Genomic DNA, 2240 nt, shown 5'->3' with positions numbered 1-2240 from the left:
CCCAGGTGGTCGAGGTGGTAGTAGAACGGGCAGGCGTTGAGGCCTTTGCCGTCGAGCAGCGCCAGCGGGCGGAAGGTGCCGGGTTCGTAGAGGTAGCTGCGGTGGTGATGGCGGCTGCTTTCGGCGACAAGCTGGTCGCCCTGCCAGAAGAACTCGGTGGTCAGGCCGGCCACGGTCTTGCTGATGCGTCGGCCGAAGGCGTCGTAGCGGTAGGACGTTTCGCGACCATCCGCCGTGGTGACGCCGATCAGGCGGTGCTGGCTGTCGTAGCGGTATTCGGTGACGAGGACCTGGGCCTTGCCACGGCGTTCGCGGATCAAGTTGCCGAAGGCGTCGTAGTCGTAGTGACGGTCGCCCTCCATCAGCAGGCGATTGCCCTTGAGGTGGGTCGGGCCGGGGCGGTCCTGCATCAGCAGGTTGCCGGCCGGGTCGTGGGCGAAGTGTTCCGCGGGATCGGTGTGGGAATGCTCGATCCGGGTCAGGCGGTCCAGCGGATCGTACTGGTACTCGCGCCGCCCTCGACGGCTGTCGGAAATGGCGGCGAGGTTGCCCTTGGGGCTGTAGGCATAATCGCGCCAGAACAGCGTCTGCTGGCTCTGCAGCACGGTGTGGGCCTTGAGCCGCCCCTCTTCGTCGTGTTCGTACTGGCTGAGCAGCAAGCCCTGTTGGCGCTGAAGTTCGCGGCCGCCACGCAGTTGGTGTTCGGTGAGGCGTGCGCCGTTCAGGTCGATGGCGGTCAGTGCACCGCCCGGGGCATGGTGGTAGTCGACCTTGCTGTTGTCCGGCAGGCGCAGGTGATTGAGCCGCCCGCAGGCGTCGTAGCCATAGCGCAGGGTGCCCCAGCCCTGATGCTCGGTGATCAGCCGGTCCTGGGTGTCGTACTCGAAGGCCAGCGGGTGGTCGCTGCCGTCATCGACATGGACCAGCCGACCCAGCCCGTCGTAGCGGTACTGAATCGTCTGGCCGTCGGGCAGGGTCTTGATCAGCAGGCGTCCGGCCGTGTCGCGCTGGTAGGCAGTGACAAGCTGGCTGCCGTCGGCACCGAACTCGGTTTTCTCCAGCAGATGCCCATTGAGGTCGTAGGCATAAGCGGTGCGCTGGCCGTCAAAGCCGATTTGCTGTCGGATCAAACCGCTGGAGGTGTAGTCCAGCTGATACTTTTCCCCGGACTCGTTCTCGATCTCGGTCAGCAGCAGCCGCGCCGAGTCGTAGCGGTAGTGCAGCGTACTGCCGTCGGGATTGATGCGCCGGCTGACCAGGTGCAGGTCGTCGGCGTACTCGTAGCGGGTGACGCGGCCCTGTTCGTCGCGCTCGGAGGTGACCTTGCCGTAGGCGTTGTAGGTCCAGGCTCGAGTAGCACCAGAGGGCAAGGTGGTCTGCAGCAGCCGGCCCACGGCGTCCCATTGGTAGTGCGTCACCCCGCCGTGTTCGTCCTGGCGGGTCAGCAAGCGCCCCAGGGCGTCGTAGGCAAAAGCCCGCTCGCTGCCGTCAGGCAGGGTTTCTTCCGTCAGTTGGCCGAGCCGGTTCCAGGTGAACCGGTGTTCACTGGCGTCCGGGTAGTGGATCGACAACAACTGCCCGTGGGCATCGTAGGCATACCAGGTGCGCTGTTGATCCGGGTCGATGGCCTCGATCACCTCGCCACGGTCGTTGCGCCGATAGGTCCATACGGCCTTGCCACGGGAACGGGCGTGCAGGAAACCGTTGCGGTATTCGTAGGACGTGGGCGCGTCTTCGGGTGGGATCAGCGCCACTAGACGCCCGACTTCGTCGTAGTGATATTCGGTGACGGCGCCCAACGGGTCCTGTTCGGCGATCAGCCGGCCCTGTTCGTCGTAGGCCTTGAGGTGTTCGCCGCCGTCGGGCTCGACCTTGCGCACCAGCCGTGCGCGGTCGTCGTGGACATAGGTCTCTTCGCTGCCGTCGAGGTGCCGGACCGTGACGCTGCCGTCCTCGCCCCAGCTGTAACGGGTGTCCATCTGCGCGAACGAGGCCCAGTGCCGCACGCAACGGGCGGCCTGGCCGACGCCCTGCCATTCCCAGAAGAAACTCGCCCCACCGGCCAGTTGTCGCTGGAGGATGACGTGGGCATCGTCGTAGTCGTAGCGCTCGCTTTCCCCGGCGGCGTTGGTCGCTTCGACCAGCCGTGAGCGCGCGTCGTAGCGGTAGGTCGCCAGGGTCTGTTCGGTGCGCCAGGCTTCGTCCAGGGTGAGGGCCGGGTGAAAGCTCTGGTAGTCGAG

1 pseudogene is annotated in these 2240 nt (G+C 65.9%); it reads right to left on the bottom strand.

Features of this window, described 5'->3' with window-relative positions:
- A pseudogene (locus FGE05_RS29525) lies at nucleotides 1-2240 on the bottom strand (RHS repeat protein); the annotation flags it as partial.

It is taken from the genome of Pseudomonas sp. ICMP22404, assembly GCF_006227205.1.
Taxonomy (GTDB): domain Bacteria; phylum Pseudomonadota; class Gammaproteobacteria; order Pseudomonadales; family Pseudomonadaceae; genus Aquipseudomonas.
The sequence above is the reverse complement of the archived record's forward strand: the minus strand, read 5'-3'. Positions and strand labels throughout refer to the sequence as shown.